Annotated in this window: 22 protein-coding genes and 1 pseudogene; 15 read left to right on the top strand and 8 right to left on the bottom strand. The window is 69.1% G+C overall.

Translation table 11 applies throughout. The features are described from left to right. Positions 1-71: 71 nt before the first annotated feature. The 3 genes from ACZ6D7_RS38240 to ACZ6D7_RS38250 all read left to right on the top strand — a co-directional run bounded on the left by ACZ6D7_RS38240 (position 72) and on the right by ACZ6D7_RS38250 (position 3,172). Positions 72-821, top strand: coding sequence for an SMI1/KNR4 family protein (locus ACZ6D7_RS38240; protein ID WP_469501075.1), 750 nt, complete (start codon positions 72-74; stop codon positions 819-821). Between the two features lie 106 nt (positions 822-927). Further along, complete coding sequence (locus ACZ6D7_RS38245; RefSeq protein WP_469500957.1) at positions 928-1,338, top strand: Imm10 family immunity protein; 411 nt, start codon at positions 928-930, stop codon at positions 1,336-1,338. 241 nt (positions 1,339-1,579) lie between these two features. Beyond that, on the top strand, positions 1,580-3,172 hold the full coding sequence (locus ACZ6D7_RS38250; protein ID WP_469500960.1) for an ISL3 family transposase: 1,593 nt from the start codon (positions 1,580-1,582) through the stop codon (positions 3,170-3,172). Positions 3,173-3,228: 56 nt separating this feature from the next. Here ACZ6D7_RS38250 and ACZ6D7_RS38255 read toward each other — a convergent pair whose 3' ends face one another. The 4 genes from ACZ6D7_RS38255 to ACZ6D7_RS38270 all read right to left on the bottom strand — a co-directional run bounded on the left by ACZ6D7_RS38255 (position 3,229) and on the right by ACZ6D7_RS38270 (position 7,241). Continuing rightward, on the bottom strand, positions 3,229-3,753 hold the full coding sequence (locus tag ACZ6D7_RS38255) for a hypothetical protein (RefSeq protein WP_469500963.1): 525 nt from the start codon (positions 3,751-3,753) through the stop codon (positions 3,229-3,231). A gap of 510 nt (positions 3,754-4,263) precedes the next feature. After that, positions 4,264-5,487 (bottom strand): vanadium-dependent haloperoxidase, encoded by a 1,224-nt coding sequence (locus ACZ6D7_RS38260; protein WP_469500965.1) that lies wholly within the window; start codon positions 5,485-5,487, stop codon positions 4,264-4,266. Positions 5,488-5,682: 195 nt separating this feature from the next. Beyond that, complete coding sequence (locus ACZ6D7_RS38265; protein WP_469500967.1) at positions 5,683-5,991, bottom strand: cellulose binding domain-containing protein; 309 nt, start codon at positions 5,989-5,991, stop codon at positions 5,683-5,685. Between the two features lie 233 nt (positions 5,992-6,224). Further along, entirely contained in the window at positions 6,225-7,241 is a 1,017-nt protein-coding gene (locus ACZ6D7_RS38270) for a hypothetical protein (RefSeq protein ID WP_469500969.1), read from the bottom strand. 603 nt (positions 7,242-7,844) lie between these two features. Here ACZ6D7_RS38270 and ACZ6D7_RS38275 point away from each other — a divergent pair. The 4 genes from ACZ6D7_RS38275 to ACZ6D7_RS38290 all read left to right on the top strand — a co-directional run bounded on the left by ACZ6D7_RS38275 (position 7,845) and on the right by ACZ6D7_RS38290 (position 10,294). Next, positions 7,845-8,468 (top strand): hypothetical protein, encoded by a 624-nt coding sequence (locus ACZ6D7_RS38275; protein WP_469500971.1) that lies wholly within the window; start codon positions 7,845-7,847, stop codon positions 8,466-8,468. Continuing rightward, positions 8,468-9,226, top strand: a complete 759-nt coding sequence (locus tag ACZ6D7_RS38280) for a helix-turn-helix domain-containing protein (protein WP_469500973.1) — start codon at positions 8,468-8,470, stop codon at positions 9,224-9,226. The genes ACZ6D7_RS38275 and ACZ6D7_RS38280 overlap by 1 nt, the downstream gene beginning before the upstream one ends. Positions 9,227-9,491: 265 nt before the next feature. Continuing rightward, entirely contained in the window at positions 9,492-9,737 is a 246-nt protein-coding gene (locus tag ACZ6D7_RS38285; RefSeq protein WP_469500975.1) for a hypothetical protein, read from the top strand. A 50-nt stretch (positions 9,738-9,787) separates the two neighbouring features. Continuing rightward, on the top strand, positions 9,788-10,294 hold the full coding sequence (locus ACZ6D7_RS38290) for a hypothetical protein (RefSeq protein WP_469500976.1): 507 nt from the start codon (positions 9,788-9,790) through the stop codon (positions 10,292-10,294). A gap of 407 nt (positions 10,295-10,701) precedes the next feature. Here the strand turns inward: ACZ6D7_RS38290 and ACZ6D7_RS38295 are convergent, their stop codons facing one another. Further along, the gene (locus ACZ6D7_RS38295) at positions 10,702-11,421 is read right to left on the bottom strand and encodes an IS6 family transposase (RefSeq protein WP_469500978.1); all 720 of its coding nucleotides are present in this window, start codon (positions 11,419-11,421) and stop codon (positions 10,702-10,704) included. A gap of 66 nt (positions 11,422-11,487) precedes the next feature. Between ACZ6D7_RS38295 and ACZ6D7_RS38300 the strand changes: the two are divergent. The 6 genes and pseudogenes from ACZ6D7_RS38300 to ACZ6D7_RS38325 all read left to right on the top strand — a co-directional run. Continuing rightward, positions 11,488-11,928, top strand: a pseudogene (locus ACZ6D7_RS38300) (PAS domain S-box protein); the annotation flags it as partial. 717 nt (positions 11,929-12,645) lie between these two features. Continuing rightward, complete coding sequence (locus ACZ6D7_RS38305; RefSeq protein ID WP_469500979.1) at positions 12,646-12,828, top strand: AAA family ATPase; 183 nt, start codon at positions 12,646-12,648, stop codon at positions 12,826-12,828. Positions 12,829-13,023: 195 nt separating this feature from the next. Beyond that, positions 13,024-14,466, top strand: coding sequence for an ATP-dependent nuclease (locus tag ACZ6D7_RS38310; RefSeq protein WP_469500981.1), 1,443 nt, complete (start codon positions 13,024-13,026; stop codon positions 14,464-14,466). A gap of 376 nt (positions 14,467-14,842) precedes the next feature. Then, entirely contained in the window at positions 14,843-16,042 is a 1,200-nt protein-coding gene (locus tag ACZ6D7_RS38315) for an exonuclease SbcCD subunit D (RefSeq protein ID WP_469500983.1), read from the top strand. 1 nt (position 16,043) lies between these two features. Continuing rightward, positions 16,044-19,052, top strand: a complete 3,009-nt coding sequence (locus tag ACZ6D7_RS38320; protein ID WP_469500984.1) for an AAA family ATPase — start codon at positions 16,044-16,046, stop codon at positions 19,050-19,052. 75 nt (positions 19,053-19,127) lie between these two features. Beyond that, a complete protein-coding gene (locus ACZ6D7_RS38325) occupies positions 19,128-21,386 on the top strand; it encodes a helicase associated domain-containing protein (RefSeq protein ID WP_469500985.1) in 2,259 nt (752 codons plus the stop codon). Between the two features lie 161 nt (positions 21,387-21,547). On the opposite strand, the gene ACZ6D7_RS38330 is transcribed toward ACZ6D7_RS38325, so the two are convergent. Continuing rightward, positions 21,548-22,306: a tetratricopeptide repeat protein gene (locus ACZ6D7_RS38330; RefSeq protein ID WP_469501078.1), complete on the bottom strand. Its 759-nt coding sequence runs from the start codon at positions 22,304-22,306 to the stop codon at positions 21,548-21,550. Then, positions 22,201-23,535 (bottom strand): hypothetical protein, encoded by a 1,335-nt coding sequence (locus tag ACZ6D7_RS38335; protein ID WP_469500987.1) that lies wholly within the window; start codon positions 23,533-23,535, stop codon positions 22,201-22,203. Before ACZ6D7_RS38335 ends, ACZ6D7_RS38330 begins: the two co-directional genes overlap by 106 nt. Before the next feature lie 1,196 nt (positions 23,536-24,731). Here ACZ6D7_RS38335 and ACZ6D7_RS38340 point away from each other — a divergent pair. After that, the gene (locus tag ACZ6D7_RS38340; RefSeq protein WP_469500988.1) at positions 24,732-24,995 is read left to right on the top strand and encodes a hypothetical protein; all 264 of its coding nucleotides are present in this window, start codon (positions 24,732-24,734) and stop codon (positions 24,993-24,995) included. Continuing rightward, positions 24,992-25,693 (top strand): restriction endonuclease, encoded by a 702-nt coding sequence (locus ACZ6D7_RS38345; RefSeq protein ID WP_469500990.1) that lies wholly within the window; start codon positions 24,992-24,994, stop codon positions 25,691-25,693. Before ACZ6D7_RS38340 ends, ACZ6D7_RS38345 begins: the two co-directional genes overlap by 4 nt. A gap of 8 nt (positions 25,694-25,701) precedes the next feature. On the opposite strand, the gene ACZ6D7_RS38350 is transcribed toward ACZ6D7_RS38345, so the two are convergent. Further along, a complete protein-coding gene (locus ACZ6D7_RS38350) occupies positions 25,702-25,911 on the bottom strand; it encodes a hypothetical protein (protein ID WP_469500992.1) in 210 nt (69 codons plus the stop codon). Positions 25,912-25,921: the final 10 nt, after the last annotated feature.

The following is a 25,921-nucleotide window of genomic DNA, read 5'->3' on the forward strand; positions in this document are numbered from 1 at the left end:
CAGCCGCCGTCCGGCCCGGCACGGGCACCGACGGCCTGGTTGCGACGGGCCCAGCAGTAGGCTCCTTATTCATGGCCCTGCCTTCCCGTGACACTCTCGCCGCGCCTGACCCGGAGCCCGGGGCTACGGAGGCGGACGACGACTGGTTGATCGAGAGGCTGCGGGCCCGCGCTTGGGATCCGGGACTTCGTTTCGACAGCGCAACGGTCCCCGCCGCGTGGATAGCCGAGCGCTATGGGCCGGACCACCTGACGAAGATCCGCGCCAACATCGCGGGGTACGGCGATGACGGAACGATCGCGCTCAAGTCACAGACCGACGAAGTGGCCGCCTACTACGCAAACACTCCCCGGGGACCGCTGTTTCCTCCCGTCACGGTGACCGAAGTCGAGGACGTAGAACGCGCCATCGGGCGCCGCCTGCCCGAGTTGCTTCGGCGTATCTATACCGAGGTCGCCAATGGTGGCTTTGGCCCCGACGGCGGACTCGCGCCCCTGACCAACGGCAGCCGCGCATCGGGCGACCTGACCGACTGGCAGTCTGCGGTGAGCATCCACCAAAGCAACCGCGTAGTGGGGCGGCTGCCGGCATCGTGGCTCTACCTCACCTCCGGCGGCTGCACGATGGAATGGCATGTCTCACTGATCGCGGTCGACAACCCGGTTCTGCTGTACGACGCTGACGGCTGGGAGCCCACATGGGGCGAAGACGCACACGACGGCCTTCGCCATGCAACCGCACTACGGCGATGGCTCTGGACCTGGGCTGACGGCGGCAACGTATGGGATGAACACCTCGACCGCCTTTCTGACCAGGAGTGATGTGCCATCCTGCGGCTTTTCATTCTGAAATCTTCAGTGAGAGGTCGTTTCTGGTGGCGGCCGACTCGCGTGTCAGCAGACTCGGATGACCTGCTAGAACCCGGTCATGATCTACAGATTCACTGCCCGTGCGACAGCGGCGGAGGTTGATCCCGTCAACAAGGTGATGACGGCCGGTGTCGCCGAGGACGAGGACGCCGAGGGCTTCATCCTGTTGCTGATGAGCGGCATCGACGAACCGTCCCGTCAGGATGTCTCGCTCGGGTTCGACACCCACTGCGTAGTGACGCAGGACCAGGGAACGGCCCACGGCTGTGTCCGCGAGGTGTCCCTACGGGACAGGGTGCTCACCGTGTTCTTGGATCCAGGTGCACTGGAGAAACTGGGCCTGGGGGACGCTCGGATAGAGGCCGAACTTGAGGTGCCTGATGAGGACATCGAGCGGATGCGAACCGTGCTCGGCCAGGTGCTGGCCTTCGGACGGGAAGAAGCCCGCCCACAGCACGTGGATCTGTAGGTGCCCATCCAACGGCACCGTCTGGCTTCGATCACTTCTTGCGACAGCGTTTGTTAACGAGTTTTGGGTTCTGGCACAGATCTTGGGGAGCCGTCGCGGAGCGTGACATCGCTGTTCGATTGCGAGGGCCCAGCTCGTACGAGACGGCGTACGCCTTGTCGCCTGACGGCCGGAAGTGACGCTCCCTCAGGTCCATTCCGTTCGCTGCTGTGGTCAGCGGTGGACCGTGATGGTGCTGGTCATGCAGACCGACGCGCTCTTCTGGGACTTGCTGGTGTTCGAGGGGATCGACGAGGTGGAGGTCGAGGCGGTTACGGCCGCGTTCGGCACGGTCGAGGTGGTGGCGAGAGGTCGCGCGGTCGCGGTGGTATGTCCGGACTGCGGCCTCTTCTCGGATCGAGTCCACGATCGTTACCAGCGCAGGCTGAAGGACCTCCCGCTCGCTGATCAGTGCTTTGTGATCCGACTGACGGTCAGGCGTTTCATCTGTGGGTCGGCAGACTGCCCGCCCCGGACGTTCGCCGAGTCGTTCTCCCGGCTGGCCGCCCCGTACGCTCGGTTCACCACGCGGCTCAACCGTGCTCTGGAACGGGTGGGACTCGCCCTGGCGGGGCGGGCCGGAGCTCGGCTGGCGGCCCAGCTCGGCTTCGGTGTGGGGCGGATGACCTTGTTACGCAGGGTCTTGGCACTGCCCGATCCGCAGTTCAGTACTCCACGGGTGCTGGGCGTTGACGACTTCGCGATCCGTCGCGGCCAGACCTACTCCACGGTCTTGACCAGCGTCGAAGACCATCGCGTGGTCGATGTGCTCCCGACCCGCGAGGGTAGACCGCTGGCCGCCTGGCTGATCCGCCACCCGGGGGTGGAGATCATCTGCCGGGACCGGGCGGGCGCCTACGCCGAGGGCGCCCGGCGCGGTGCCCCCGGCGCTCTGCAGGTCGCTGATCGGTTCCATCTGTGGCAGGGCCTCGGCCGGGCCGTGGAGACCTGCGTCGCCGCCCATCGCGACTGCCTGCGCAACGCGATGCCCAGCGGCACGCTGCCGCAGGACACCCCACCGGCTTCCGATCGACCGCAGAACGGCGCGGAGCCGGTCGGCCGGCGAGCCGAGCGGAAGAAGACCGCACATGCCCTGGTCCACGAGATGCTCACCGAGGGTCACTCACGTCGGGCGATCGCCCGGCACCTGGGCTGGGGCCTCAACACCGTGCTCCGATACGCGAACGCCGCACGCTGGCAGGACACCATCCGCGACAACCGGCCCCGGCCCAGCAGACTGGATCCCTACAAGCCCTACCTGGAGCGACGCTTCGCCGAGGGATGCACCAGCGTCACCCAACTCCACAGCGAGCTGGTCGCCGAGCAAGCTCCTGTCACCTACGGCATGGTGCGCGCACACATCGCCACCTTGCGCGCGGTTCCGGCCGAGGCGCCGCCCCGGCCGCCGACGGTGCGGCAGGTGACGGGCTGGCTCACCCGGCACCCCACCGCCCTGACCGAGGAAGTCCGGGCCGGCCTGAAGGACGTCCTGGCCCGCTGCCCCGAACTGGACACAGCCTCCGGACACGTCCGCGACTTCGGCGAGATACTCACCCACCGCCTCGGCTGCACACTCCCCACCTGGATCGACGCGGTCGACGCCAGCCAGCTGCCCGGCCTCACCGGCTTTGCACTCCACCTGCTCCGAGACCTCGACGCCGTGACCGCCGGGCTCACTCTCGACTGGAGCTCCGGCAGCATCGAGGGCGCCGTCAACCGCATCAAGAAGATCAAGAGGCAGCTCTACGGCAGAGCAGGGTTCGAACTACTCCGCAAGATGATCCTGCTTCAGTGACTCTCCGCGACCGCGACCCCAGATGTTGCGCCAGAAACGCCTTCTGACCTCAATCGTCAGAAGCGCGGTCCGACAGTGGGATGTGAGATCAAGGCACGGGCCGCGACTTGCAGTTGTGCTTCCCATGCCGCCTCGTCGAGCCCCAGCGTGTACTCGATGCAGCACGCGCATGGCGGGAGTAGCGCCACGAATGCTTGCTCCGCAGCGGTCTCGACCTCCGTCTCCGACCACTCGTCCGATGCCAACTCGGCAAGATCCACCTCCCCGGCGGTGAATCGCGCGGCCAGCCTGCGCAGCGCGTATCGTCGGGCCAGGTGGTGATCGGGCAGCTTGATCCCCAATTCTTGAAGAGCCTGCTCGAATGTGTCACGGATGTCCCGGGGGTCCGCATGACGCGGCAGACCAGCGAGCTCGCACAGGGCCGGCGTGTCCATTCCGATTGCGACTGCCTGGGCAGCGGTCATCGGCAGGTCTTCCGGACACACCTGATCCGCCTGATACAGCCACGCTGCCTCCAGCAGGGGCGGATAAGCGCTGCTGACAGAGCTGTCAGGCTCAGATGTGTCGTCTATCGCTGCCATGATTCATACGATGCCAGTACGGCTCGCGACAGTGCCCGGAAATTTTGACTGTCCCGGCAAACCGCCCTGCGGGCTGACCCAACTCGTGCCGCCCCGGTGACAATCCGTGACCGCTCCCCAAGATCTGTGCCAGAACCGAGTTTTGACAGCATCGTCCGGTCGGGGGCTTCGCGGATCGTCACGAGTTTTGAAGGCACCTGCTGACGAGTCGGGCCGGCGGGTTGCGACAGGGCTGTCACAAGCTTCGAAGATCGCTTGACCTTGCCCCGGAGGGGGAGACGACAGTGTCTCTGTCGATCACATGAGCGGGCGGTCTGTGCTCGCTGCTCAGGGACAAAGAGGGGGAGCTCGCGTGACTGCGACCTGCGTCATTCTCGACATCGGCGGCGTGCTGGAGGGCATGCCGACGGCGCCGCGGCCGACCATCGCCACGCCGTAGCAGCACCTTCGCCCCACACAGCGGCCTCCATTGAACACCCCCGCCGCGCGCGGGGGTGGTCCGCGGCATGCTCAGCGCAGCGGCTGGAAGTGGTGGGTGAGCGTCCAGACGCCGATGCGGCTGCCGGTCTCACGCCCGGCGGTGTCCGCTGTGCGGAAGTGGATTCCGGCCCAGACACGGGCGTTGATCATGTCCTCGTTGAGCTGCTCGGCGTGATCGTAGTGCCGGGTTGTGCCCGTGGCCTCGGAGGAGATGTTGAGGTCGAGGTGAGGGGTGCCGAGGATCCCGGTCAGGGTCCGGGTCACGGCGCCGGTGACCGCGGCGTGGCCGCTGACGTAGTCGGGGTGCGGTGGCGTGACGAGCAGCGGCTGCCACTGCGGATCGGCTCCGGTCGCGGGGTTGTCGTCGGTGTCGGCCAGTTGGATGGCGGTGATCGGCCGCCAGAATCCGTAGTGGAGTTTGGCGTCCCATGTGGCGACGACGGCGTCGGTCGCCGACGTGTTCGCCGCGGCGAACAACCGTGCTGTCTCGGCGATGCCCAGACGGTGCCGGGCGGTGTAGTCCCGGAACGCCGTCTGGAACTGCACCACCAGATTGCCCCCGAAGAACAGGGCGGTCTCGGTCTGGTGCGCCGTACGGGGCGATCCGGCCCTCGCCCCCATCGTCTTGACCTCGTTCACGTCCTTGGCGTAGCGGGCCGAGGACAGGGCGGGCGGCTCGCCGGGACGGAACTGGGACGGGGAGGTGAGCGCCATCGGACGCATCCTGCCGAGCCAGGTGTCGAGGAAGGGCCGGTAGGCGGGCGGGGTGGGCCGCCAGACGCCGGGCGCGGGTGGAAGGGTGAACTCCACCGGCTCGAACCGGCCGTCGCCTTCCCGCAGGTCGATGATGTGGTCGGCGGCGCGTTCGCCGAAGGCCACGCCCTGCCTCTTCGCGGTGCCGTCGGGGATCTTGGCGAGGGAGTCGGCGTAGGCGGCGTCGAGCGGGCCTTGGGAGGCGGGGAAGTAGGTGACCAGTACGTGGTGGGCGGCGGTCACGGCCGCCGCCTCGGGCGATGCGGTAGAGGGCCCGCGCACCTGCCACTTGTACGGGGCGTAGTCGCCCTCGATGCCGACCACGGCGTTGTAGACGGCAGCCGAGACGAACCCGTGCCAGATGACCGCCTGCCCGGAGGGGTGGGTGGCGCCGAGGTTGGTGCTGATGGTGTCGGTGGCGATGGCGTTCCATTCGCGGATCGCCGCGGGGTCCGCCGAAGGCTTCGAGTGGCTGCCGGCGGTGGCTGTGGGACCGGCCATGGCCGTGACGGTGAGGAGCAGCAGTGATGCGACAGCGCCGATGACGGCCCGTCTCCTCGAGCGAGAGGTATCCATAGCTGACTTAACAGTCAAATAGGTGAACGGTCACGTCGATTGCCGAGGGCGCCGCAGGCTGGTGGAGGGCGCGTGCCCGTGCACGCGCCCTCCGTCTGTGCCTGGGGACTCAGCTGAGCGTCAGCTGACCGCGCACCCCTCCTCCCCGACCTTGAACGCCGTCGGCTTCCCGTTCGTCCCGGACGAGCTGCCGGTGAAGCCGAACGCCACCGACGCCCCGGGCGCCACGTTCGCGTTCCAGCCCACGTCCTTCACCGTCACCGCCGAACCGTCCTGCGTGTGCGACGCGTTCCACATCTGGCTGATCTTCTGACCGTCGGGGAAGGACCAGCCGAGTGACCAGCCGGACCAGGCCTCATCGCCCGTGTTGGTGAGCGTGACGTCCGCCTGGAAGCCGCCCGACCACTCATTGGTGATCTTGTACGTCACGGTGCAGGCACCGTCGGCAGGCGGATCGGTGTCACCGTCACCGTCCCCGTCGCCATCCCCCCAGCACACCCCCAGGCGCCCGGGACGCCGAGCCATCCCCGCCCGGGTACTGCCGAGATGAGCCAGGCCGGTGGTCCCTGGCCTGTGCCGGGCGCCGCGCAGGGACTCCTTCGGAGGCGGTCTCGAAGATCGTCACACGGCCCCGGTCGTGCAGCACCGCCGCAGCCGGCCCGTCATCTCCCAGCGGTGCGTGCGACGAATGCTGCACGCCCCTCTCCCTGCCCGTGGCCCCGCGGTACGCGCCTGTACGGGATCCTGCAGCGCAGCGCCAGATCCGTCAGGCTCTCCAGGAAATAGCGGTCGGCCAGGACGGATCCGGGGGGATGCGCCTCGCGCGCGCTCATCCACTCCATCAGCACCCCAGCCGCGCTCCGCGCCTGACGCGGCTGATCCACGGCCGCCTGTGTTCGCTGCCCTCCGGTTGCTCGCGCCCAGATCTGGTCTCTGCTATCGAGCACATCCGTACGCAAGTCCGCCAGATCCTCGAGGCTGATGCGGGCCAGTCTGTCGATGCGCTCCTCAGGTGACGTCTTTTCCTGGCGAGCCATCTGCGAGACGTGACACGCGGCTGCGTAGTCCCAGACCGCGAGGCAGTCCTCGGCGATGTCGCAGTCGAGATGCAGCGATGCCGCCAGATCGGTCATGAAAGCCTCGTCCGACTCCGGCATTTGCGGCATCTCCAGACCGACCAGTACCCCCAGCAGTCGCGCGTCCACGTCTTCCCGTGACGAGCGAGCAAGGCCAGGCAGGCGGCGGAGATTGACCCGCATCTGGCGTATTGCCCTGCCGTTCTCCGCCAGCGCGATCTTCGCGCTGGCCTCGGCCAACTCATACTCCTGGCCCAATTCGGCGGCCCATTCCGGCGGAACCTGCATCTGTGCGAGATCCACCTGCTCTTCGTGCTGCACACGGCTTTGGAAGTAGGCGCGTGCCAGCGCGGTCTTGAGCGCCATTTCAGGGACCGCTGCCCCCGAGAAGAAGGCGAGCAGAGCCACATCGTCGTAAGAGCGCCCGGGACCGGCATGCCGGCTCAGGCAGCAGACCAGGTCACCCGTCCCTTGCGGATAGACCGCCCGGCTTCCTCCATTTCCTGTGCGGCGAATATCCGGGCGCGGGATCAGGCCGTGACGGCGCCAGCGTTCCAACTGACCGACACTCACCGGGAAGCCGGCCGCCTCCGCCTGGGCCATGAGCTCGAGATCCGCTCGGCTGGGTGCAGTTCGTGGCATGAAGAAAACGCTAGCCAACCCACTGACACGCCTCGACGGCCCAAGCGCGGGGGTGGCCACCACGGCGCGCACGTCCTGTCGGCACCAGCACACAACGCGCAGTGCGACAGCTCAAGAACCCCGAGCGGGCTGAGGAGAGGGCCCCTTCTGTACGTGCCACGCCACGTCCTCGCGGCGTCCGGCACCAGGAACGTGACAACGCGACGGCCCCTCGACGCACTCCGAAGCCGATGCGGCCGGCCAAGATGATGGGGACGCGGACGCCTTGGAGGTGGGTCTAGCGCATCGGCGCGGTCCTTAGGAGCGGGGCACAAGGCGGGGGTGGGTTGGTTCCGTCCCCAGAATAGGGCGGGTGACGTACTGCTCACCTGGGGGTGCACTCGCACCATTGCTCAGAGGGCTGGTGTCGCCAGCACGAGGACCTTCACTTCCCCACCTGCCGCTTCGATGACCTCATCAGCCGGAGAGCTGGCACGGATGTCATAGCCCTCGTGCAAGATGGGAGATTGCCACCATGCCACGGCCTGGCGGCAGTTGGGGGCCGTTGCATTCAAGGGGGCGTACGTGTTCCAGCGTCATCTGCACCGTCATGACGATGCCAATCTGGTGATGTCCGCATTGGGCGACGATCCCCAATGCCTGCCGGTCCTGATCACCTGGGGTGCGGCTCTACGTCGCGACGTGGCTTCGTCTCTGCGGGAGGTCATCGCAACCGGCGCCTGGCAGGACGACGTCCGTGCCGGTGGGGGTTCTGCCCGCTGGCGGGAGAAACCCCGCTTTTCCGCCTTCATCGAGCGCGGACTCGAAAAGCGCCGCAACCTCGGCCCCAAATACGAGCACCTGCACGCCGCCCTGCTGACGTTCCCTGAGACCCGGGCCGCCCTCTACCGGGTGGATGCGGCGCAATGCCCGCAGCACTGCCGCGCACAGACCGGCACCTTCTCCGAGGACCGGTACGTCGATGACTACCGGGAGGCACTGCTCGGCTGGTACGCCGTCATCCAGCACGCCCACGCCTGCGTGGTGCGGGCAGCACAGTGGTTCGCGGACACGGATCTTCACGACTCCCGACGCCCGCCGGCGTTCACCGACTGGCTCCTCCACACCGGATCACGGCACCACCGACGGGCAGGAGGTGAATCACACCGCTTACCGCCCGGGTCGAGGCATGGCGGGAAATCCTCCTGATGATGCAGACCTGGAGCCCTCACACGTTCGAGGCCATTGACGTGGCCTTCCACAAGGCGGACGGAGGACGCGCGTCCCACGCCTGGGGCGGCGGCTTCGAGCCGGCCGGCCGGCCCGAAGCCCAGGCCGCCGCGGAAGCCCTCGCGAGCGTTCTCTCTCCGCAGGAGCGCCAACACGTCCGGGACGTCATCGCCCGCCTCGAACCCGACGAAGGGGACCGGGACATGGACCTGGCGAAGGACAGCACGCTGGCCTGCACCAGCAACCGGCACCGCGCCTACGGTGCCGCCCCGGGCGAGCGCGAGGACTGCGCCAAGGCCCGAGGACGCGTGTACGCAGAGGCCTCCCAGCCCTGGAGCGAGGGCGTCGACCGCGACGCTTCCGCCGCCCGGCTCGCCCGGTTCCTGCTCGGCCCCCAGAGCGACCGGATCCAGGCCGCGCTCGCCACGGCCCGCGCAGCCGTTGCACGGGAGGACACCGAGACCGCCCCACAGGTCTGGCACGACAATGCCGAAACTCTCCGGAAAGCCCGCGAAGCCGCAGGACTCGGCCTCCACGACGCCGCCCGGCATCTGGACATCAAGCCCGCCACACTCCAGCGCTTCGAACAGGCAACCGGCAAGCTCCCCGGGCGCCCCGCCTCACTCGGCTACCTCCAGCTTCTTGCCCTGACCTGCACCCAGGCCGGCATCAGGCCCCCCGCCTGCATCCCAGAGCCCCTCTCCCAGCCGGTGGCCACGCTACCGACCATCGCGTAGTGCGCCACCGCGCCCACACTCCACCACCGTGGGAGGACCCCCCGTGTTCGAAGAGATCCATCACCGGCCCTGCGGGCGCCCCACCAAGTCCGGCGCCCCCTGCCGCGCGCAGTTCTCCGGTCCCGGAATGGCCCTCGTGGATGCCTACCAGCAGGGCCTTCAGACAGGCCGGGCGCAAGAACGAGAGTGGAGACAACGCGCAGGAGCTGCCCAGGTCGAACGTCTTGAGCGGCAGATACGGGGCCTGTGGGAAGAACTCGACGCCATGAACCGCCGCTTCGAGGTCGACGGCGACCAGGTCGTCACCGTCGACGGCTACGGATACCGCTGGAGGGGCCCCGGCGCACTCGTAGTCGGCGACCGTGTGCTCCTGCCCGAAAACTACGTCAGTGCCCTGCGCCACGGCCGGGGACCCTTTCCCGGAACCGTGACCGCGCTGGGCACCACCTACACCGGGCCCCTCAGCACGATCGTCTCCCGAGCCCCCGCCGCCTCACAGCAGAGCGGCTGAAACCACAAGCCACGACGCCGGCACCCGAACCGACCCCCGGAGGTATACGCGTGAAACGCGAGCGCGCCACCACGCTCCTCAACGACATGCTCGACCGCCTGGAGGCGGGAGGTTGGCCGCTGGACCTCGTCGACGAGATCCTCGTCTTCGGATCGTACGCATGCGGCGCACTGAACCCCTCCGACGTCGACATGATCGTGGAACACCGCACCGACGACCGACTCACCTCAGAATTCCTCAGCGCCCTGTCCTACGGCCGCGACCCTTCCGCATCGATGAAGCGCGCACTCAAGGGCAACAGCCGCGGCCTGCAGATCCACTTCGGCGAACGCAAGACCCTCGAAGCGGAAGGCTTCGAACTGACCCTGCTCTGGACCAGGGGCGAGCCCGTCGACGCCGCCCGTGCCCGGCTCGCCGCCATCACCCCCGCCCCCGAGGCAGGCCGCGCCCCGCGCGACCACATGATCGAAGCCTTCGACGGCATCGACCGCTGGGTTCCACGCCCGGTCCGCATCACCCTCACCGACCTCGTCGACCGCGAAGCCGTCACTGTCTAGCAGCTCCAGCTGCCTGACGCCGAACCTGCCCACGCCGCAGCCATCGAGACCCTCACCCCGCTGGACCGACACCAGCCCGCTGCGCCGCGCCGCAGCAGCGGCGCTCGCCCACCTCGAATCACCGCCCGGCCTCTCGACTCCGTCTGCCTCCACGGCGAGCCCGTCATCGGCAGCCGCTACAGCGACACCACATGGCAGACCGGTATCGGATTCGGCTGGCGCCACTACCGCGGCATCACCCACCATCTGCGAGAGGGCGCCGAGTGGTTCGAGATCGTCCGACCCACACGGGCCCAGCCCCTGCACACCCTCCACATCACTGTCCGGAACGGCGTTGTCACGTTGTTGGGTGTGTGACTGCCTGACGGCGCGTGGGGGCAGGGTGGGCTTGGGAGCCGGGTCTGTGCTCAGGCTGCGGTGGTGAGGCCGGCGACGCGGGTGATCTGCTCCCAGATGGCGAAGCGGATGGTCATCTCGGCTCGGTAGTCGCGGGCGGGCATCAGATGGCGGCGGGGCCGGAAGTGGGGCGAGACACCGCTGAACGCGGACAGGAACCGCTGGGCCCCGCCCACGGAGCGGAAGCCCTTCATCGCCCGTTCACGCTGCCGGGTCGGCTGGTGGCTGTTCTCCGCCCGGTTGTTCAGGTACTTCGACTGGCGGTGCTCGACGGAGGGCATGACCTCGCGGCGGGCAGCGCTGTAGGAGCGGAGCTTGTCGGTGACGACCACCCGCGGCACCGCGCCCGTCCTCTTCATCAGCCTGCGGAAGAAACGGCTGGCCGCGGCCTTGTCTCGCCGGTTCTGCATCAGGATGTCCAGGACGTTGCCGTTTTGGTCGACGGCCCGCCACAGGTACTGCAACCGCCCGTTGATCTTGATGAAGACCTCGTCCAGGTGCCACTTGTCCCCGGGCCGGGGCTGCCGTCGGCGCAGCGCGTTGGCGTAGGCCTGCCCGAATTTGGCGCACCAGCGGCGCACCGTTTCGTAGGAGACGGTCACGCCGCGCTCGAGCATGAGCTCCTCGACCTCGCGGAAGCTGAGCGGGAAGCGGTGGTACAGCCACACACAGTGGGAGATGACCTCGACCGGGTACCGGTGTCCCTTGTACGACAGCGACGAGCTCCCCACGGACGACCCTTCCCAGGCTGATCAACCAGAAGATCATCCCACCGGTCCGCCAACGTGACAGTGCCCTCGGTTGCCATCGCCAACGCCCAGCTGAAGGCGAACATGAAACGCGCGCTGGCGCGTCTGGAGCGCGAGCAGCAGGCACTTCGCGCCAGCGAGGCATCCTTCCGGGAAGCCTTCGAGTACGCACCTTCGGGCATGGCGGTGACTGAGCTGCACGACGAACAGCCGGGCAGAGTCGTACGCACGAACGATGCTCTGTGCCACATGCTGGGCAGATCGGCCACGGAAATGCGTCGCTATACGTTCTCCGACCTCGTCCATCCCGAGGATGGGAACGCCTTACTGACTACACCCGCCAGAGGAGGCAGAGCGGAGCTGCGGCTCACCCACCGGGACGGCACGTACGTATGGGTCTCCCTCCGGAACAGCGTCATCCCCGACAACACCTCCGCTCCGGATCTCCTGCTCGTCCACATCCACGACATCGAGGAACCGAACTGGCACCGTTCCCGAGGCCCCGTCGACCTGACGTGATCTCCGGAGCGACGCAAGCGAGGGCGGCCGACCATCGACAGCACCGCATGACTGATGCCGCTGTCGCCACCTGCCAGGGCCGTCACCGCGGCAGCGTCCCGACCGTCGCGGCCGTACTCGTCCTGTTTCTGCTGTTCCCGGGCTTCTGCTGCCGTCGTGCGCCGCCCCGTTCCGAAACCCGCTCGTGCGTGCGCGGGACACGTCCGACTGGGACTGTGTTCTCTCAGGCGGCTGAGAGCATCAGCGAACTTAGCGCAACAGCCCCAGGTGGGGGCACGGCTTCGCTGCTGCGTGGATCTTTGTCAGAGGCCGGTCCCCGGAGCCTGGTCTGGCGAGGACCGCACCGGCGCTCCTCCAGACGGCGCGGCTGCCGACAGCCGCAGTCAGGTGCCCAGCGAGCGTTTTGAACACCGACTGCGCAGGTTCCGGCCGTGCACCTGGCGGAGACGGGCCGGACAGCCCTTTGCACCCGACAGGGCCACGTCACCGTGCCCCTTTATCAGGTCTGTCGGCTGGTGTCTGTCCAGTCAGGTTGAGATCGATGGATTGACCCAAATCGCCGGGTTGTCGCCGACAGCCCCTCTAGGATGACGGCCCGTTACGGGTACTCATCCACCCCACCCGTACAGGCACTCCCGCACGTCACACCCACTCCATACGGAGAGGGAGATTCGGAGCAGTTCGACCGTGTACCTCACCCGTTTCTCCGTGTGCGGCTTCCGTTCGTTAGCGCAGGTGGAGAACATTCCCGTCAGCAGCCCGACGATCCTGGCCGGCCGCAATGACGGGGGCAAGAGTGCTGTGCTCACAGCGCTGGCCTTCCTTCTGGGAGACCACCGGCTGACGGACGAGGACCGTACATATGTCTAGACGGAGGGTGGTGGGGGCGGCCGCTGCTCCCAGACATGGGTCGAGGGCGTCTTCACCCTCGATGCCGGTGAGCAGGCGGCCACTGCCCTGCCGCGGACCGCCCGGATCCGCCGTATTGCCGAAGAGGGGCAGACGGCCCGGTGGGAGTACTTCGGCTCCCGGCCGGCGGACAGCCGTCTCCATGACGTGGGGAGAATGCTGAAGGGCGAACTGGCCGAGCTGGTGGCCGAGTTCTCGCTGAATCCGGCCGGGTCCCTGAAGGACGACCTGGTGCAGGCTCTCAACGCCTACGCGGCCACGGCACCCCAGGTCGAGCAGTGGCAGCCCCTGACCAGGGAACTCCAGGAGAGACTGCCCCGCCTACTGGCGTTCGGGGGCAGGGACGAGAGCCCGGACGCCGCCGTCCGCACCGCGCTGAACAACTGCTACGAGTCGTATCTGGAAGACGAGACCCTGCAAGGGCGTGTGCGGGAGATCGAAGCGGAAGTCACCCAGCGCCTGGAGAAGGAAGCCGACTCCCTGTGCCAGCACATCCGCCGGCACTGCCGTGAATTCGTCGGTGTGCAGGTCAAACCGGAGGTTTCCTTCAAGGGCGGCTTCAAGCGGGCCCCGCTGGAGGTCTCCAGGGCCGACGGGGAACCCGTCGACCTCACGCGCTCCGGCCAGGGCAGCAACCGCCGGATCGCGCTCGCCGTGTGGGAGTGGACCAGCAACCTGCTGGAGAACAGCGAACTGACCGCGGGGGAGAGGAGCGAGCAGGAGCCGACCCAGACCATCGTCGTCTACGACGAGCCCGACACCCACCTCGACTACCGGCACCAGCGCACCGTCATGGACATCATCCGCAAGCAGTGCGCCCTGCCCCACGTCAGTGTCGTGGTCGCCACGCACTCGATGAATCTCATCGACGGTGTCGACATCGCCGACGTGGTCCACCTCCGCCTCGGTGAGAGCGGCCGCACCATCGTCGAGCGCCTGGCGGACGAGTCCCACGACGGAGTCGACTTCCATCTCGGCCAGATCGCCGCCGCGGTGGGGCTGCGCAACTCCGTTCTCCTGCACGAGCGGTGCTTCCTCGCCGTGGAAGGCCCCACCGAACAGCAGCGCCTGCCACTGCTGTTCCGCCTCTCCCAGGGAATCTCCCTCCAGGCGGCCGGCATCGCCCTGTGGGCCTGCGGCAACAACGAGGGAGCCCTGCACCTGGCCGGCTACCTCGTCAAGAACCGCCGTACCGTCATGCTGATGGTCGACGCCGACAGCCGCACCAACAAGCACTTCAAGACAGAACGGCTCATCCGGACCGGGCTCGACCTGGCCACCCAGGTCTCCTACGTCGGTGAGGCCGACGGATTCAACGAGCTCGAGGAACTGTTCACCGATGCCCAGTGGGCCGCGGCCGCCAATACGCACTGGCCTCGGCCCACGGACTCGCAGTGGACCACCGAGCACTTCGCCGCACACCGCGGCGGGAAGTTCAGCGGCCGCGTCCTGACCATGGTCAAAGAGCAGGCGGATCAGACAAGCCCTGACGGCAAGGACGACATGCTCTACGCGCTGGTGACCACCCTCACCAAGGCCGAGGACGTCCCCTCACAGCTGAGGAGTGCCTTCAGGAGCATCCAGGACCTGGCTTCCTGACCGGTTTGCCGGCACGGCGCTGCAGCATGCGTTCCTTGCGCTGCTGCAGCGTCGGAGCCGTCCACGCGTGCCAGCCCGCCTCCGCCACATGCTGCCGGCCGTGACCTCGGGCCTCGATCCCGCACCAGCGGCAACCGTTCGGCGCCGCAGCGGATTCAGCGTTGGTAGAACGCGATAACGACATCACATCCTCCTTCCCCCTACCGAGCATCTTGCCCCCTGCCACTGACAATCACCCGGCAGCGCCGCCCACGCCGGCGACCCACGGCGAGACCGGTGCAGCACCACCCACCACCAGCACCCTGCTCACAGCTGATACAGCATTTATCAGGAAAACAGCCCGCCACCGTCCTCCCGCTGGTTACGGTCTGTGCTCATGCGGTTCCTGCACACTTCGGACTGGCATCTGGGCCGCCGGTTCCACACAGAAGACCTGATCCCCGCCCAGGACGCCTTCCTCGACCACCTGGTCGGCACCGCCCGAACCGAGCACGTCGACGCGATCCTCGTGGCAGGCGACATCTACGACCGGGCCATCCCCAGCCTGGACGCCGTACGCCTGTTCAACCGCGCCCTGCACCAGCTCGCCGACCTCGACGTGCCGATCATCATGATCAGCGGAAACCACGACTCCGCGCACCGCCTCGGCGTCGGATCCGGCCTCCTCGCCCGCGCGGGCATCCACTTGAGGACGGATCCCGGCACCTGCGACGTCCCGGTCGTCCTCGAAGACACCGACGGCCCTGTGGCCGTGTACGGCATTCCCTACCTCGAGCCGTCGATGGTCCGCGACCGCCTGGAAGCCGAAGCCGTCTCCCACCGCGCCGTGCTGACCGCAGCCCTGGACCGCATCCACGCCGACCTCACCAACAACCAGCCAGCCGGCACCCGGTCCGTGGTCCTCGCCCACGCCTTCGTCACTCCCGGCACCGGGCTGCCCGAGGAACGCGATGAGAGCGAGGAGGCCGACAGCGAACGCGAAATCGCCGTGGGCGGTGTCGCCCACGTGGGCGCCGACGTCTTCCACGGGATCGACTACGTGGCCCTGGGCCACCTCCACGGCCCCCAGCGCGTCACCGACCGCATCCACTACAGCGGCTCACCCTTGGCCTACTCCTTCTCCGAAGCCCGCCACACCAAGTCGACCACCCTGGTCGACCTCGCCCCGGGCGCCGTTCCCGCCCTCACCCACCGGCCCTGCCCCGTGCCACGGCGCCTGGAACGCGTGACCGGCTTCATGGAAGACCTCCTGACCAACCCCGCACACGAGCCACTGAAGGACGCCTGGCTCGAGGTCACCCTCACCGACACCGCCCTGCCCTTCGAGGCCATGGCCCGCCTGCGCCGCCGCTTCCCCCACACCGCCAGCCTCAAGCACCAGCCCGCCCTCATCCCCGCCCAGGCCACCGACACCCCCACCTACAGCCAGCGCATCCGCGGCCGCAGCGACCTCGACATCGCCGGCGACTTCATCCACAGCATGCGCGGCACCGACCCCACCCCGGACGAACACAGCCTGCTCCAGCAGGCCGTCGAAGCCTCCCGCCTGAACGAGCAGCAGAAGGAAACCGTCTGACATGCGCCTGCACACCCTGCGCCTGCAGGCATTCGGCCCCTTCGCCGGCACCCACACCATCGACTTCGACGCCCTGTCCCCCGACGGCCTGTTCCTCCTGCACGGCGACACCGGCGCCGGCAAGAGCACCATCTTCGCCGCCATCTGCTTCGCCCTCTACGGCAAACCACCCGGCGACCGCGACCTGCTGCTGCGCAGCCACCACGCTTCTGCCGGCCTCCTGACCGAAGTCACCCTTGAGGTCACCCTCGCAGGGCGCCGCCTGCTCATCCACCGGATCCCCGCCCAGATGCGCCCCAAACGGTCCGGTGAGGGCGAGACCTCGCAGAAGGCCGAAACCCGCCTCAGCGAATGGGCCGTCGACACCGACGGCCAAGGCCGGTGGGAGCCATCCAGCAAATCCCACCAGGAGGCCGCCCTCGAGATCACCGACCTGCTGGGCATGAGCCGGGACCAGTTCTGCCAGGTCGTTCTGCTGCCGCAGAACGAATTCACCAAGTTCCTCCACGCCGACGCCCACGGCAGACGAGACCTCCTCGGCAAACTCTTCCGCACCGGCCGCTTCTCCTTCATCGAACGCTGGCTGAACGAGCACAGCCGCACCACGGAGAAGAACCGCGACGCCGCCCGCGACGACGTGCTGCGCCTGGCCGAACGCATCCACCAGGCCGCCGGAACCGACCTGACAACCCAGTACACGCCACCCACCCCCGACGACCCGCACACCCTCACCGAGCCCGCCCGCACCTGGGCCCAGGATCTCCTCCGCGCCAGCCACACCGACCACGACAAGACGCTCCAGGCAGCCGCAACGGCCAAGGCGAACCTGACCGGGCAGCAGATCCTCGAGACGGCGGCCCGCGAACTCCACCAGCAGCAGGCCACCTACACCAGTGCCCGCCGACAGCTCGACCTGCTCCAGGAACAGACCCCGCACCAGGACGCACTGGCCCAGCGCCGCGACCAGGCCCGCCGTGCCCAGCAAGCAGCACCGCTGCTGCACGCCGCAGACACCGCCGCAGACGACCACACCCGTGCCCAGCAAGCCGAACGCACCGCCCGCGAGCACCTGCTGCCCGAACACAAGGGCCTGGACACCGGCCAGCTGGAAACCACCGAGCAGCGCCTGCGCGCCGAAGCCGCCGTGCTGACCGCCCTCATCCCCGAAGAGGACACCGTCCGCCGGCTGACCGCCGAGCTGGAGCGCACCGACGCCGAACGGCAGGACTTCACCACCCAGCAACGAGCCGCCCAGGACTGGCTCGAAGCAGAGCCCTCCCGGCGCCGCACCCTCGAAACCCGGCGCGAAGCCGCCCGCCAGGCCGAAGAAGAAGGCCGCCGCCACCAGACCGCCCTGGATGGTCTCAAGACCCGCCTCGAAGCCGCCAGACGCCGCGACACCCACCTCGCCAAGATCGCCAAGGCCGAACAGCAGCTGGCCGACGCAGACACAGCCACCGGCCGGACCGGCGACACCTACCTCAACGTCCGCCGTCGGCGCACCGAAGGCATGGCCGCCGAACTCGCCACCACTCTCACCGACGGCACCCCCTGCCCGGTCTGCGGATCCTGCACCCACCCCGCACCCGCCGCTCCCCAGGAAGGGCAGCCCACACGCCAGGACGAACAGGACGCGGAAGCCCTCTACGAGCAGGCCAAGGCCACACAGAAGGCCGCCTCAGCTGTCCTCCACGGGCTTCGCGAACAGGCTGCCACCGCCACCGGGGAAGCCGGCGACACCCCACTGACCGACCTCCAAACCCAGCACACCACACTCACCACAGAGCTGACCGACGCCCTGGACCGCGCTACCGACCAGGGCACCGTCCAAGAAGAACTCCTCACACTCGACAGCGAACACACGGCCCAGACCCAGCAGCACAGCACCGCCACGGCCGGCCTGTCCGCCCGCAACGCCCACTACGACACCCTCACCCAGCAACTCACCGACCTGACCGCCAAGCTCACCGCAGCCCGCGGCACCCATCCCACCGTCGCCGCACACACCGACGACCTCACCCACACCGCCGACCGTCTCAAAGACACCGCCGAGGCCTCCCGCAGCCTCGCCGCCGCCGTCCAGACCCTCACACACCGCACCGACCAGGCCACCCACGCCGCCAAAGACCACGGCTTCGACACCCTGACACTCGCCCAGCAGGCCCTGCTCAGCGACAAAGACCTTCGCGCCATCGAAGAAGAGATCACCCAGTGGCGCGAAGCCTGCGCCACCCACACCGCAGTCCTGGACAACCCCGCACTGCAGCAGGCCGCCGCGCAGCCTTCCGCCGACCCCGACGCCGCCACAGCCGCACGGGCCGCCGCGGATGACCAGCACGCCGACGCGGCCGCCGCCGCCCGTGCCGCCCACACCCGCAGCCAGGCACTCACCGCCCTGGCCGCCGACCTTGACGCCGCCGTCCAGCGCCTGCAACCGCTCGAACAGTCCCACAGCACCGCCCGCCACCTGGCCGAACTCGTCACCGGCAACTCACCCAGCGCCCGGGTCCGCATGCAGCTGGAGGCCTACGTCCTGGCCGCTCGCCTCGAAGAAGTCGTCACCGCCGCCAACACCCGCCTGCACATCATGTCCGAAGGGCGCTACACCCTCTCCCACTCCGACCACCAAGCCGCCCGCGGCGCCCGCTCCGGCCTCGGCCTGCAAATCACCGACTCCTGGACCGGCCGCCCCCGCAAGACCGACACCCTCTCCGGCGGCGAATCCTTCTTCGCCTCGCTCTCCCTCGCCCTCGGCCTGGCCGACGTCGTCACCCACGAAGCCGGCGGCAACCCCCTGGACACCCTCTTCATCGACGAAGGCTTCGGCACCCTCGACGAAGACACCCTCCACAAGGTCCTCGACGTCCTGGACTCCCTGCGCGCCCACGACCGCACCGTCGGCGTCATCAGCCACGTCCCCGAACTGCGCCGCCGGATCACCCACCGTCTGCACGTCCGCAAAGACCCTGCCGGATCGACCCTCGCCCACCTGACCGAAGCAGCCGAATAGCCTGCACTTGGCAGGGGCGAGGCTCCTGCCCCGCCCCTGCCAAGCGCTCAACCGACCCCGGAGCAGCACACCCTCATGGCTTCCGACATCGAACTGCGGCCCCACCAAAGGGAAGCCGTCGCGGCCACGACCGCCATGCTCCGCGACCGCCCCCGCGCGAGCGTGATCGCGGCCTGCGGCACCGGTAAGACGCTCATCGCCGCCCGCACGACCGCCCGCATCGCCCCGCGAGGGAGGGTGCTGGTGCTGCTGCCGACGCTGGACCTGCTGTCCCAGACGATCCGCTCCTGGCATCTGGCCGGCCGCAAGGGCACCACGGTGGCGGTGTGCTCGGCCCGCCAGGCTCTCGACCACGAGCCGCTCGGCGCCGACACCCCCCTGACCACCGACCCTGCCGAACTGACCGCCCTCACCACCACCCCCCGCCCGGGGCCGGTCACCGCCTACGCCACCTACGCCTCCCTGCCCGCGGTGGTCGCCGCCCACCGCGACCACCGCCTGCCTCCCTGGGACCTGGTGGTCGTCGACGAGGCCCACCGCACCGCCGGCCGCCTGGGCAAGGCCTGGGCCGCCGTCCACCACGACGACCAGGTCCCCGCGGCCCGCCGCCTCTACCTGACCGCCACGCCCCGCATCTGGGACCCCGAAGACGACCCGGACGCCGACGGGGCAGAGGCGGTGGCGTCCATGGACGACGAAAACCTCTTCGGCCCCGTCGCCTACCGGCTGACCCTCTCCGACGCCATCGACCTCGGACTGCTCGCCGACTACCAGATCCTCGTCCCCGTCGTCACCGACGAAGACCTGCGCGACTGGTTGGCCACCGGACCCGGCGCCGGCGTCGACGGACTGCGCCTGGCCGGCCGCCAGGTCGCCGCCCTGCGTGCCATCCACGATCACCGGCTGCGGCGCGTCCTGACCTTCCACCACCGCGTCGCCGACGCCCGCGCCTTCGCCACCACCCTGCACGGCACCGCCGCCACCCTCCCCGAGGAACTCCGCCCCAAGGACCTGTGGGCGGACTGGATCAGCGGCCACCACGCCCCCCAGGTCCGCCGACGCCTCCTGCTCGAATTCGCCTCCCACACCACCCCCGACACCCCGGCCGTCCTGTCCAACGCCCGCGTACTGGGGGAGGGCATCGACGTCCCCGCCATCGACGCCGTCGTCTTCGCCGACCCCAAGAACAGCCCCGTCGACACCGTCCAGGCCGTTGGCCGCGCCCTGCGCCAAGCCCCCGGCGCCGGCAAGAAGGCCACCCTCGTCGTCCCCGTCTACCTCACGCCCGACGAAGACCCCGACGACCTCCTCGGCGCCGACGCCTACACCCCCCTGTGGCGCACCATCCAGGCCCTGCGCGCCCACGACAACCGCCTCGAGGCCCGCCTGGCCGACCCGCGCACCCACCGCCCCACCATGCCCCCCGAAGACCCCGAGGCCTGGCTCCGCTTCGACCGGCCCGCGCAGGCCGAGGAAGTCGCCCTCGCCCTCTCCCTGCGTGTCCTGGCTCCCAAGAGCGCCGAATGGCGCCGCGGGCTTGCCGCCGCCCGCCGCTACCACCGTACCCACCACCACCTCGACGTCCCCCAGACTTATGAGGACACCGCCGGCTACCCCTTGGGCCGCTGGCTCACCTGGCAGCGCCACCTGCACACCACCGGTACCCTCGACCCGGCCCGCACCCACGCCCTGGAACGCCTCGGCATCATCTGGGCCCCCCGCCAGCAGGCATTCGAACGCGGCCTCGCCCACGCCACCGCCTACGCGGCCCGCCACGGCCACCTCGCTGTCCCCGTCGACGAGATGCACGACGGCTTTCCTCTCGGCCGCTGGCTCGCCACCCAGCGCACCCGCGCCCACCACCTCACCACCCAGCGCACCGCCGCCCTCACCGCACTCGACCAGTGGTGGAATCCCCCCTGGCCCATCACCTGGCAACGCGCCTACCACGCCGTCCGCCTCGGCCTCGGGGAGCCCGAAGGCGCCGCGAAAGCAGGGGAGTGGCTTGCAAGCCAGCGTGACCAGGCCAACCGCCTCCACCCCGGACAACGCCAACTCCTCGACGACCTCGGAACCGGTCTGCCGCCCGCCACGGCCGTCCCGACGGCACACGACAGCACCGGGACGCCGGCACGAGAGAGGGCCTTCCGGCGCGCCGTGGCCGCCGCACGGGCCTTCAAGGACAGAGAAGGCCATCTCGACGTTCCCCAACGCCACATCGAGAGCATCGAGGGTGAGCCGGTGCGCCTCGGGCAATGGCTGAGCAACCTGCGCCGACGCCGCTCCGGCCTCAGCGCGCAGCGCCAGGCCATGCTTGCCGAACTCGGCCTGTAGCTGTCACCCCCTTACGGCAGTATCTGACGCTGCGCAGCGATATGAGGACCGCCATCTGCAGAGTCTGCCCCGGGAGATCCCCGACCGTGCCGACGGCAGTCGTCCGTGTCCGGCCAGAGCACAGAACACCATCGTGCGCGCGCCTTCTGCGGGGGCTCGGGTCATGGGGTTCCCGTGGCTGTGGTGACCGTCCGGGTCAGAGGATGCGTGCTTCCCAATGCCCGGCGGCAGTCCTCCTGGAGAGCGGCCAGCACGGCCGCAGCTTCCTGCGGTCCCTGTGTGTGGCGTGCGGCCAGGAGTTGGTCGTATCGGGTTGCCAGAGTGCGGGGGTGGTCGGGGCCGTGGAAGCGTTCTTGATCACGCAGCACCTCTGACAGGACTTCCAGGGCACGGTCCGGCTCACCGGTCTGCGCCAGGAGTCTGCCGAGCTGGTGCCGGGTGCTCAGCGTGCGCGAATGCAGGCCGAGAATACGCTCCTGGTCCCCCACAAGAGCCTGCAACTGGCGGATGGCCCTGCGGGGGTCGCCGGAGCGGGCCACAAGAAGTGCCAGCTCGAAGCGGGTGCTGAGCGTATACGGATGCGCCGCGCCCAGGAGACCCTCCTGGTCCTTGAGTACCTCGGTGATACAGGCGAGGGCATCGGAGGTCCGGCCCGCTCGGCCGAGGGTTCGGCCCAACTCCTGACGTGCCAGCAGAACGGCCACGTGATCCGGGCCCAGGACCGCTGTCATGTCGGGAAGCAGTTCTTGAAACAGGCGTAGTGCCTGCGGGGCGTCTCCGCATTCCCGCAGGAACCTGGCTCGGCTGCTGCGGGTCACCAAAGTCGCCGTATGGCGGGGCCCCAGGACGCGCTGCCGGTCCAGGGCGAGGCGGTCCAGGAGAGCGACGGCTTCCGAGAGGCGGCCGCTTCGGCGAGGTATCGGGCTATGTCATGACGGGCAGCGAGCGTGTCGGGGTGATCCGGGCCGAGCTGCGCATCACGCTGCTGGTGCAGCGGACGCAGCAGGCGTACGGCCGGCAGCGGCTGTCCTGCGTTGCCCAGGGCGATGGCGTGCGCATAACCGGCGTCGGGTACCCCATGGCGGCGGGCGGTGTCGAAAGCCGCCAGGGCGACGGACGGCCGCATCAGGTCCACAGCGGCCCAACCGACGTCGAAGGCGTCCTGCGGCGTGACAGCGGCAAGGAGTGCACCCCAGCTGCTCTCGGGTATGGCCGGCAGCCCGGGAAGGTCGATCAAGTAGTCGAACGCCAGATACCCTCCTTGATCAGGCAGCAGAAGACTGCTGGCCCCCTGCACCGGCGCGGTCGCCCACGCCAGCGCGTCCTCAAGGGGCTCCGGACGCAGGACGGCGCCGCCACGAGCAGACAGGTAGGTCTCGTGCAACGGCACCAGCAGCGAGGTGCCCACGGGCCGGTGCAGGCCCATGCGCCGGCAATCGACGGCGGCAGCGACGAGAGCGGCGCCGCGCGGATGCTCATTCGCCTGCCAGGCGTGCATCCAGTCGTTGTGCAGTTCCGGACCTGCGGCCAGCACCTCTGCGATCCCGAACCGGTCGGATGCCTGAGCCGCCGCCTTCAGGCGCGGATCCCGATCCACCCCCTGGGCTCGCCCGATTTCCTGCGGTGACCACAGACGATCCAGCTCCACCGGCTCACCGGCGTGCAGCAGAACCTCGCGGCCGGCCCGCCAGGTCGCCGCGTCGGTGACGTCGCGTTGCCGCGCGCTGTACCGGTCGTACTCCTTGCTGCGCATCGACGCCAGAAGCACCACCTGCCGCTCCGGACCGGTGAGCATTGTCTTGACCATCTCCACAGTGATGCCTCCGGCCCGCAGGAACTGGTCGAACTCGTCGAGCCACACCACACAGCGCCGGGCCGCGCCGACAGCGGAGGACAACGCCTGCAGGTCCTCCGCCGGCCGCGCCTGCAGCAGGAGGAAGTCGGGAACCGCCACCCGCATGGCCTCATAGGCCAGCCGGGACTTGCCGGCCGTCGAGGCCCCCACGATCAGGACGAAGCCGCCCTGCCTGATCCGCCGCACGATGTCGTCGAAGCGGTCGCGTTCGACGAAGGCAGGCACCTGCTCGGACCTTTGGCCGGGATGACGGCGCGACGCCGCGGGATGGACGCCCAGACTGATCGGATCCATCGCATCCCGCACCCGCTGCGTTCGACCGGCCAGCTCTCTCCTACGGGCAGCCGCAGAGTGACGATGCGCCAAGAGCGCGGTCCTCGCCTCGTCGGCGAAGACACCGGTCACTGCAGCGGCAACGGTACCCACGGCAGCCGTCCACCCTGCTGGAAGCCAGACCGAGGCCGCCAGCGCCGCGCCCGCCCCACCCCCCGACACGCCGATCAGGATCACCCAGAGGCGAAGCGACCGCCACACCCTGCCCCCCATCATGGACGGAACAAAGCACCGTCCCCCGTGCACGACGCATACAGAACACGGACGGTCTCACCCGTAAGGGAGGGCGGCAACCGCAGCAGGGCCCGGAAGGCAGAAAATGCCTACGGTGCACAGGACTTGCGCCGTAGGGCGGAGGCTGCGCCCCTCCATCCCAGCATGCCGAGTGCGCTGCACGCCCGTCAGTCGCTCCGCCTGCTCGGCTCGGACAGGACGGCCGGGTACGCGGTCCCGTGTCCGTTCGCACCCCGCACGGGACCGCCAACCCGAGCACGGCTGCATCTGCCAGTGCCAGTGCCAGTGCCAGTCCGGGGCGGGGGAGTGCTGACCCCCGCCCGAACCTGCACTTGGGCCCCGAGCCTGTGGCTCCCGACGCCTCCGGTCCGCAGCGAATGCAGCCGAGAGCACCTGACGGGACGGAGCAAAGGAACCCCGGCCCCAACCACGCCGGCCCCGCCAGGCCCGGCCTCCTCACGCAGTCGTTGCACGCTGCCCGCGCCCGCTTTCGTCGAGTCAGGCCGACAAATAGCGGAAATGGCTGATTCCGCCACCTCTCGCCCGTGGGGACGGGCCCTTACGCGATCGGTGCCCCGGCAGATGCCAGGCAGCCACCGCTGACCGGATCTCCCTGGTGGAACAGCCCCTTTGCGGGTTTGCGGCAGATGCGCTCGACGGGGATGTGTTCTGACCGGACCGGGAGAGCGAGAAGCCGAGAACCTCTCCGAATGCACGGGGCGTGGCCTGAACGCTCACTAAAACCAGGCCAGTTGACGGTTGTGGAGTGACCGGCTGTCAGTGCCGGGCACCAGCATGGCGGCGATGCGGGGAAACACCACCACCAGTTGGAGGATCACATGCCTTTTGTCCGCCCGTACGTGCGCTCCGACGGGACGCCAGTACGCGGACACTCCCGATGGGCGCCGGGCGCGCGCCGGGAGATGACCATCGTCGCGGCCGTCGGCCTGGCCGTGCTCGCTTTCGGCAACGCCCACAACGCCGACGGAACTGACAGCACACAGCCCGATCCGTCAGTCACCTACCCGGTCCGCTTCGACCGCACCGGCAGTGCCCCGAGGACGGCCGTGCCGCGCCCGACCGCGTCCTACCCGATCCGGTTCGACACCCCCATCGCCAAGCGGGTCGTGCCCACGCCGAGCGTGTCGTACCCGATCGACCTCTCCGCCCTGGGCGGTGAGCGATGACCCGGCGTCCGTCGGCCCGGCGACGACCGGCACGGCGCCCCAGCCGACGCCGTCAACAGCAGGAGTCCCAGTTCGCAGGACTGTGCGTGACCGTGGCCGTGGTCGTCTGGCTGGTGGCGACGGCGGTCAACTGGCTTCTCGCGCACTGGTGGCTGCTGCCGGCTGCGGCCGTCCTCGCCGTACTGGGAGGCATCGGCTGGTGGCAGCAGCGGGCCCAACGGGCACAGTGGGAACGCGCTCAGGCACGTGCCCTGCGGTACGGCCTGGCGCGGCTGGACCTGCTGGCCCACCGGCAGTTCGAGTACGCGATCCGGGACCTGATGCGCCGGGACGGCTGCGCCGATGCCGTTCAGGTGGGCGGGCAGGGCGACCTGGGAGCGGACGTGAAGGCGACCGATCCGCTGGGACGGCGCTGGGTGATCCAGTGCAAGCACCGGCGGGCCGGTGAGCGTGGCGCAGCCGTGGGCACGCCGGAACTTCAGGTGCTCAACGGCACGGGCCGCCCGGTCCACAAAGCGGACGTGGTGGTCATGGTCACCAACGGCAGGATCACCCGGCCCGGCCGCGACTTCGCCCGCCAGCAGCGCCTGCACCTCGTGGACCGCGCACTGCTCGGGGCCTGGGCGTCCGGGGCACGCCCGCTGTGGGAACTCCTGCCCGCCCTTCCCCCGCCCCGCAGACCCTCCGCACAGTCCTGAACCCGCTTTCACAGGGCACAGCCGGCGCTTACACCCTGGACACCCCGCCCGTGCAACGCCTTGCTCTCCAGCACACGCTCACTCATGGCCCTCTGCGCCGGAAGGAAGCCATGACTCCAGGGCCAGGCCGCGAGGGCCCGGCCGTCGATCGGCGCGGCTGCGGCCGCGCCCGCAGCCGGCGGGCGGCTCGTCTCCTCGCTGCCGTCGATGGTGAACATGCCAGTCAGC

The organism is Streptomyces sp. NPDC041784 (genome assembly GCF_055591025.1).